The sequence below is a fragment of the Clostridioides sp. ZZV15-6598 genome, assembly GCF_020657705.1.
GTDB classification, from domain to species: domain Bacteria; phylum Bacillota; class Clostridia; order Peptostreptococcales; family Peptostreptococcaceae; genus Clostridioides; species Clostridioides difficile_F.
In genome coordinates, this window is sequence record NZ_JAGWCS010000167.1 from 1 (window position 1) to 7,638 (window position 7,638).

Below are 7,638 nucleotides of genomic sequence, written 5' to 3' on the forward strand. Positions count from 1 at the left end.
TAGTATAATATATCTAATATTATACTACTGCTATTTCTGCTTTTATGAATATTATTTAATTTTCAAATTCTATTTTCCAGTTGAAGTAGCCAGTATCTGGATTTTTATTGTATTTTAATGTAGCATCAAATTTGTTTCCATTTTTAGAAGTTAAAGACTTTACTTTAGTCTCGCCTTTTTTTAAAATATTTTTGACCATAGTCTTATTAACTTTCTTTTTATAAAGACTTAAGTATTTGTCATTTTTCCAAATAACAAATTTACACTCTTTATGATTTTTACAAGCAAATCCTTTATCAAACTCAAGGACATCACCTTGACAAATAGGGCATTTACCAAGAGAGGTATCTTCATTATTACTTTTATTTTCTTTTTTAATATCTGTATCCTTTGATACAGCAATTTCCTTTTCAGAATTAGCTAAACTTTTTTTTGAGCTATTTTTTGAATCTTTTCCTTTTGCCTTAGTAAATTTTTTAGTTTTTGAATCAAAAGTATAAGTTTCTGTATTTATGTTTTTTGAAGCATCCTGTTTTATGATATTAACATTTTGATAGATAAAACTAATAATATGAGTAAGATATTCTTTTCTAGTGTATTTACCTTTTTGAATATCACTTAAACTTTTTTCAAGTTTACCAGTGTAATCCACATCAAATAAATCCTTAACAGGAAAAATTTCAACTAAATTTTTTCCAAGGTCTGTTATAAAGTAAGATTTGCCTTTTTTCTTTACATAGCCCACCTGACTTATTTTTTTTAGTACATCAGCACGTGTGGCTGATGTTCCTATTGAATATCCTGAAAGCACAGTTGTATCTTCTTCAGGTACATTTTTGCCACAATTTTTCATAGCTTTTAAAAGTGTATCTTCAGTATATGATTTAGGAGGTGTTGTTTGTTTAGTTAATGGCTTTATCTCTAAGACATCAACAGTGTCATCCTTGTTTACAAATGGAAGTAAATCGTTTTTTTCTTCCTTATTATATACCTCAAGGTATCCCTTTGACTTAAGTACTTTTCCTTTTGTTAAAAAAGTGCAATCATCTACTTTAGTTTTAATTTCTGTATTCTCATATTCAGCAGGAGGCATAAAATTTGCTACAAATCTATCTTTTATAGCATCATAAACTAATTGCTCATCTTTAGATAAATTTTTTGGAATTATATAAGTAGGAATTATAGCACTATGCGAATCTACTTTAGATGAATCAAAGACCCTTTTTGTTTTAGAAAATTTAATTTTATTTTCGTATTCAAGACCAACTTTTAATTTTTCTAAGGTCTGAGAAGCTTTTGAAGCTAAACTTTCTTCTAAAAAAATAGAATCGGTTCTTGGATAAGTTATATACCCACCTTTACCATTACCTTCATAAAGAGATTGACAGACATTTAAAACCTTATCAGAGGTAAAATTAGAGTACTTAGAAGTTATATATCCTTGAAGTGATGTTAAACTAAAAAGTTTTGGTGCATACTCTTTTGACATAGTAACTTTTTTATCTAGTATTTTACCAGTTTGAGATGTAATTGAATCTATGATTTTATTTGCATCTTCAAGTGTGTCAAATTTACTTTCTTTACCTTTAATATATTTACCTTTATATTCACCGTTTTCAGCTTTAAAATGACCTTCTACTTCATAATAAGTTTTGGGAACAAAATTCAGTATTTCCATATCCCTATCATAGACTAATTTAACTGTTGGAAGAATTACTCTGCCTATATTTAGTAATTTTCCATTTCCATATTTTAATGTAGCAACAGAAGTGAAGTTTATGCCAATTAGCCAATCAGTAATAAGCCTTGTATATCCAGCAGCTTGAAGATTTCTCATTTCATCTTCATCTTTTAAGTTTTTTATACCTCTTGTAATGTCCTCTGGAGTCCATTCATTTACCAAAATTCTTTTTACTGGTTTTTTATTTTTTGCAAGTAAAAATATTAAAAATGCTATAAGTTCTCCCTCTCTGTCATTATCGGTGGCATTTATTACATATTCCACATCTTTTCTGTTTAAAAGTTTTTTTACAGTATTGAATTGTTTAGTTTTGGAACTATCAATTTTGAATTTAAACTTATTTTCAGGCACAAAAGGAAAATTATTCATTTTCCAAGAGCCAGAATACTTATCTTTATCATAATCTTTCATATCATATAATGATACTAAGTGTCCAACTGCATAAGTAATTATATAATCATTTCCTTCAAAGTAACCATCTTGTCTAGTCTTTGCACCTAAAAACGATGCTATAGTTTTTGCAACGGATGGCTTCTCAGCAAGTACAAGTTTCATAAAAAATCCTCCTTTAAAACACTAATAATTATATTACCACAAAAAAATAAAAAACTTCAAGAGGTCGAAATTTAAGTTATAATATTTATAGGAAATTGAAAGGAGATATAAAATGTACAATTTAAAAGTAAAAAAATTAAATGATGACGCTATAATACCTAATTTTGCTCACAAAGGTGATGCTGGTATGGATTTGTATTCTATAGAGGAGGTTGTAATACCTTCTGGAGAGACTAAACTTATTAAAACTGGAATATGTATAGAACTTCCTGCTATGACAGAAGCACAAGTAAGACCTAGAAGTGGACTTGCTTTAAAACATTCAATTACTGTATTAAATACACCAGGAACTATTGATGAAGGATATAGAGGAGAGCTTAAAATCATATTAATAAATCATGGAAAAAATGATTTTAAAGTTGAAAAACATATGAAGATTGCTCAGATGGTAGTAAAACCTATATACGAGATTAATATAGAAGAAGTTAAGGAATTAAGTGATTCTGAAAGAGGAAAAGGTGGATTTGGTTCAACAGGATTCTAAAAGTTACAAAAAAGTTAAAAAATATAAAATTATTTAATAGGATATAAATTGGCTATATAACTGAGTTTTAAGCTCTTTATGATTAAAAAATATTTATGGCAATTTATGGTATAGAATTATTACTATAGACAAATAGTTACAAATTTGTAATAATATTAATATAAAAGAAATAATTGATATTTAAAAATAGTGTCAATTATTTCTTTTATGTTAGAAATAAAAAATAAATCTACTAGAAAAGAGGAGATGAGTGGAAAGTTATGAATTTTAATCAAAAGAGAGTAGCAGCCAGTATAATGGCCACCGCGATAATAATGCCTACAATGGGGAATTTAGCATATGCTAATGAGTCTGAAATAGAAAGTTCAACTGTAGAAAGTAGAACAATAACAGGGAATGCAGTAAATTTTAGAAAAGGACCAGGTACAAATAATGCATCGATAGGAAAGTTCTACAAAGGTGATAAAGTTGAGTACATAGGAAAAGATGGTTCTTGGGTAAAAGTTAAATATAATGGGAATACAGGTTATGTACATGAAAACTATGTATCAATAAATAGCCTAGGAAATAGTAATGAAAGTAATGATGCTTCAGTAAAATCAACAAAAGTTGTTACAGCAAAGGGATTAAATTTTAGAACAGGTCCAAGTACAGGAAGTTCTAAAATATCTACTTTGGGATATGGTACTGAAGTTGGATACATATCTGAGTCAAATGGATGGTCAAAAATAAGTTCTAATGGTAGAGTAGGTTATGTTTCAAGTAAATATTTAGGAACTAACTTAAGTGATTCTTCAAATGGAAATTCTGGAAACAGTTCAAGTGATCTTGTAAAGGATACAAAAGTTGTAACAGCAAAATCATTAAACCTTAGAACAGGACCAGGAACAGGACACTCTAAAGTGGCTACATTAAGTTATGGTACTGAAGTTGGAAGTATTTCAGAAAATGGAGGATGGACAAAAGTAAATCACGATGACCAAACAGGATATGTATCAAGTCAATATCTTGGTGAAAAAGGTTCTGTTGATACTTCAAGTCCGTCTGATTCAACTAATTCTCCAAGTCAGGGAGCTGATAGTGTAATAAGCTTTGCAAAGACACTACTTGGAAAACCATATGTATGGGGAGCGGAAGGTCCAAATAGTTTTGACTGTTCTGGATTTACACAATACGTTATGAAAAAATCTGCTGGAGTTAGTATACCAAGAGTATCTAGAGACCAAAGTAAGTATGGAGCATATGTAAACAGAGGAGACCTTAGAAGCGGAGATTTAATATTTTTTGATACAGAAGGTTCGAATAATGGTTCTGTAAGCCATGTTGGAATCTATATGGGAAATGGAGAGATGATACACGCATCTTCAGGTTCATCAAAAAAAGTAACAATATCTAATATAAATAGTAGTTACTATTCAAGTAGATATGTAAATGCAAGAAGAGTTTTATAATAATTTAAATTTAATGATAAAACTTTATAAATAGATATTTCTTTATTGCTTATAAAAAAAGCAGGTATGATGTCAATAGTATTGTAGACTACTATCTATATTACTGTTGATTTAGTACCTGCTTTTTGTTGTTTATTTATTCTATCTGCGTATAGAAAATGGACAGTTCTTTATAGTTTTTTATATCTTTAAGTGGATTTAAGTGAAAAAAGTAAGTTAGTAAATTAGTAAATAATTGTAGTTTTATATATAAACAAGAATTTTAGAATATTTTTTGACATTCTTCTAATTCATAAGCATCCATTAAAGCCTCACCAAATCTTTGATAGTGAATTATTTCTCTTTGACCTAAGAATTTTAGTACGTTTATAACATCAACATCATCTGTTAAGTTTATAAGTTGATAATATGTTGCAAGTGCTTTTTGTTCAGCAGCCATATCTTCATGTAAATCAGTTACTGGATTTGACATAACAGCTATAGGTCTTACATCAAATGGGACTCCATTTGCATCTGTTGGATAAATTCCATATCCATTTTGAGCATAGTTTGAGCCAAGGCCAGCAGCTTTTAATTCTTCTGGAGTTACATCAGAAGTCAACTGATAAACCATAGTACATATAAGCTCAACATGAGCTAGTTCTTCTGTACCAATATCTGTTAAAAGTGCACGCATATTACCAGTAGGCATTGTGTATCTTTGACTCAAATATCTTAAAGATGCAGCAAGCTCTCCGTTTGGTCCGCCAAATTGAGTTATAAGAAACTTAGCCATTCTTGGGTCACAAGTTTTTATATTAACTGGGTGTTGTAAAGTTTTTTGATATATCCACATGAATTTTCAATCCTCCAATACTTGATGTCTAATAATTAAATTCTCTGTCCCAAGGCCAAGGTTGCTCAGCCCATTGCCAAGGGCATCTACTTGGAGCATACCCAAAGTTAGTTAAAGGACCATATTTATTTTCGTAAGCATATCTAGCCTGTGCAAACTGGTTACATAATGAATTATAAGTGTTGATAGCATTCTTATCATCTGGATGAGTGTCTAAATACAAGTTCATATCAACACATGCAAAAGATGTTTCCTGAATTTTTCTCATAAGTTCAGCTCTAGATGAATCTTTCATTATCTTCTACCTCCTCTTAATTTTTTTGGCTTAGCATATAATTCCTTGTTATACATTTCAGATTCTAATAAATTTAGTTCTGGAAATATAGTTCCGAATTTTAATGCATCAGAAAGGCAGTACATTTCTGTGAAAATTTGATTATTAACATATGGTCTAGCTAAAGATGAACCACAATTCTTTTTAATATCTCTAGTTTTATTTTCCAAGATGAAAACCTCCTTGTTGTAAATAGATAGGTAAGTCTATCTAGTGTATAATATTCATCCATTTAAAAATCGTTACTCATAATAAAATATTAAATGAGAAAAATAAAAAAGATAATAAAAGAAAGGCATTATTTATGTTATTATAAGTTTATGTGTTATTGTAAACTATAAAGTATTTATTAAAATTAAAGTAAAAATTATAGTATTTTATAGAAGTAGGTAGACTTTTTTGTAAAATATTATTAACATAAATATACGAGGTGATTAAATGAGTGAGCTATCAGGAAAAGGCTGTGAAATTATAGTTCCTTTTGAGGAAAGACTTTCACTAAGAGATATAGAAAAAAGTATTATAAAAAAATATAGAAAACATTTATGGTCTAAGTTTATAAAGGCAATAAGAGATTATAAATTAGTTGAAGAAGGGGATAAAATAGCTGTAGCAATATCTGGAGGAAAAGATAGTATTCTTATGGCTAAAATGTTTCAAGAATTAAAGAGACATGGACAAGTTAATTTTGATGTTGAATTTATTGCTATGGACCCTGGATACCATGCAAATATAAGGCAATTACTTGTAGATAATTGTGAGTATTTAAACATACCAATACATTTATTTGATTCAAGAATATTTGAAATAGCTGATGAAATTGCAAAAGATTATCCATGTTATATGTGTGCAAGAATGAGAAGGGGAGCATTATATTCAAAAGCAGAAGAATTAGGATGTAATAAACTTGCATTAGGTCATCATTATGATGATGTAATAGAAACAACTATGCTTAATTTGTTGTGTGCAGGAAATTTTAAAACTATGCTTCCTAAGCTTAATTCTACTAATTTTGAAGGAATAAAAATTATAAGACCACTTTATTATATAAGAGAAGAACATATTATAAGATTTATCCAAAACAGTGGTATATGGCCTTTAAATTGTGCATGTATGGTTGCTGCTAAAAAAACTGGAAATAAAAGATATGAGATAAAAGATTTAATAAAAAGTTTAGAGCCAAATTTTAAAAATGTAGAAAAGTCCATATTTAAAGCAGCAGAAAATGTAAATCTTGATTCAGTACTAGGGTGGCAAAAAGATGGGGAGAAACATTCTTTCTTAGAAAATTATGAATAAAAGTAATTAAAAGAATCACTATAAACAATTGGAAAGGGTGTTTATATTGAAAAGAGTATATATAGATTTTGAGATGAATATGCCAAATTCTAAATCAAAGAGAGATATATTAAATTCAGATATAATTGCAATTGGAGCAGTTATGTATGATGAAAAGACAAAAAATATTGATAAGTTTAAATCTTTAATAAAGCCAGTAAGTAATGCCCAGTTATATCCTCATATACAAGAGTTGACTCATATATCTTCAGAAGAATTAAAATATGCACCAAGCTATGAAGAGGTCATGAGAAAGTTTAAAAAGTGGTTAGGCATATTTTCTGAGATTGAAGGAATATATACTTTTGGTAATTTAGATTTAACATGTTTCAATAACACTGACATGAGAAGTTCTAAAAAAAACAATCATCCAAGGTTCGTAAACAACATTAGAGAGTTATTTGTGGATATAAAAGAGAAATATATAGAGTGTGGTATAAAATGTATGAACTATATATCACTAAAAAACTTACTTGAATTTGCTAACTTAGAGTTTAGTGGAGATGCGCATGACCCATTAAATGATGCATATAATTTATTTATTTTAGATGAGGCAATTACAAATAATGTAGATATACAAGATATTTTAATAATGCTAGATATAATAAGACCTCCGTTTAATAACATAAATCCAGATTTAAATGATTGCTTTGATAAATTTAAAAAGTCATTTTATAAAAAAGAAGGAAATTATGATATTGTAGATTTTTCTATAGAGATAATAAAAACTGTGAGAATGTACTTATTGACAATTATAAATATAAATATACAAAACATAGAAGTTATAAAAGATATAGATAAAAAATTGGATACTATAGATAAATTGAAGAATATAGAAGG

At 28.4% G+C, this 7,638-nt stretch carries 8 protein-coding genes; 4 read left to right on the plus strand and 4 right to left on the minus strand.

The annotated features are described in order from the left end of the window. Positions 1–55: 55 nt before the first annotated feature. Entirely contained in the window at positions 56–2,296 is a 2,241-nt protein-coding gene (locus KGF50_RS19280; protein WP_227849561.1) for a type IA DNA topoisomerase, read from the minus strand. A gap of 112 nt (positions 2,297–2,408) precedes the next feature. Here KGF50_RS19280 and dut point away from each other — a divergent pair, with 112 nt between their 5' ends. Then, complete coding sequence (dut, locus tag KGF50_RS19285) at positions 2,409–2,840, plus strand: dUTP diphosphatase (protein WP_227828249.1); 432 nt, start codon at positions 2,409–2,411, stop codon at positions 2,838–2,840. Between the two features lie 260 nt (positions 2,841–3,100). Beyond that, positions 3,101–4,291 carry a C40 family peptidase gene (locus tag KGF50_RS19290; protein WP_227849562.1) on the plus strand — a complete coding sequence of 397 codons (1,191 nt, stop codon included), beginning with the start codon at positions 3,101–3,103 and terminating at the stop codon, positions 4,289–4,291. Positions 4,292–4,553: 262 nt separating this feature from the next. Here KGF50_RS19290 and KGF50_RS19295 read toward each other — a convergent pair whose 3' ends face one another. Genes KGF50_RS19295 through KGF50_RS19305 form a run of 3 tightly spaced genes read right to left on the minus strand, consistent with a single transcriptional unit; the run spans position 4,554 to position 5,630 of the window. After that, entirely contained in the window at positions 4,554–5,126 is a 573-nt protein-coding gene (locus KGF50_RS19295) for a manganese catalase family protein (RefSeq protein ID WP_227849563.1), read from the minus strand. 28 nt (positions 5,127–5,154) lie between these two features. Next, positions 5,155–5,421, minus strand: a complete 267-nt coding sequence (locus tag KGF50_RS19300) for a spore coat protein CotJB (RefSeq protein ID WP_021385274.1) — start codon at positions 5,419–5,421, stop codon at positions 5,155–5,157. Further along, on the minus strand, positions 5,421–5,630 hold the full coding sequence (locus KGF50_RS19305; RefSeq protein ID WP_227828252.1) for a spore coat associated protein CotJA: 210 nt from the start codon (positions 5,628–5,630) through the stop codon (positions 5,421–5,423). The genes KGF50_RS19300 and KGF50_RS19305 overlap by 1 nt, the downstream gene beginning before the upstream one ends. A gap of 268 nt (positions 5,631–5,898) precedes the next feature. Between KGF50_RS19305 and KGF50_RS19310 the strand changes: the two genes are divergently transcribed. Next, positions 5,899–6,759 carry an ATP-binding protein gene (locus tag KGF50_RS19310; protein ID WP_227849564.1) on the plus strand — a complete coding sequence of 287 codons (861 nt, stop codon included), beginning with the start codon at positions 5,899–5,901 and terminating at the stop codon, positions 6,757–6,759. 37 nt (positions 6,760–6,796) lie between these two features. Next, the coding region (locus KGF50_RS19315; protein ID WP_227849565.1) for a 3'-5' exonuclease at positions 6,797–7,638 on the plus strand (842 nt) is incomplete at its 3' end.

What these genes read in the sequence shown, in the direction of transcription:
- KGF50_RS19290 (WP_227849562.1), top strand. Translation starts at nt 3,101, where the DNA reads ATGAATTTTAATCAAAAGAGAGTAGCAGCCAGTATAATGGCCACCGCG.
- KGF50_RS19280 (WP_227849561.1), bottom strand. Translation starts at nt 2,296, where the DNA reads ATGAAACTTGTACTTGCTGAGAAGCCATCCGTTGCAAAAACTATAGCA.
- dut (WP_227828249.1), top strand. Translation starts at nt 2,409, where the DNA reads ATGTACAATTTAAAAGTAAAAAAATTAAATGATGACGCTATAATACCT.
- KGF50_RS19300 (WP_021385274.1), bottom strand. Translation starts at nt 5,421, where the DNA reads ATGAAAGATTCATCTAGAGCTGAACTTATGAGAAAAATTCAGGAAACA.
- KGF50_RS19310 (WP_227849564.1), top strand. Translation starts at nt 5,899, where the DNA reads ATGAGTGAGCTATCAGGAAAAGGCTGTGAAATTATAGTTCCTTTTGAG.
- KGF50_RS19295 (WP_227849563.1), bottom strand. Translation starts at nt 5,126, where the DNA reads ATGTGGATATATCAAAAAACTTTACAACACCCAGTTAATATAAAAACT.